The 227-nt window shown below is 58.6% G+C and carries 1 pseudogene; it reads right to left on the bottom strand.

Features of this window, described 5'->3' with window-relative positions:
• A pseudogene (locus MFF64_RS37490) lies at positions 1 to 227 on the bottom strand (transposase); the annotation flags it as partial.

Raw genomic sequence — 227 nt, 5'->3', positions numbered from 1 at the left:
GAACGGCGGGCCTCACCACTTTCACTTGAGCACGTCCTGCAGCATGGAACGATCCAGCGTGAGGTCGGCGACCAACCGTTTGAGCTTACTGTTCTCGTCTTCTAATTGCTTTAGACGTCGGATCTCCGGCACGCCCATGCCGACGAACTGCTTCTTCCACCGGTAAAAGGTCGGCTCGGACACGCCCATCTTCCGGCAGACCTCATCCACCGTTGCACCGTTCTCCG

The sequence above is a fragment of the Methylobacterium frigidaeris genome (assembly GCF_022179185.1).
GTDB lineage: Bacteria > Pseudomonadota > Alphaproteobacteria > Rhizobiales > Beijerinckiaceae > Methylobacterium > Methylobacterium frigidaeris.
This window is presented reverse-complemented; position numbering and strand designations above follow the sequence as displayed.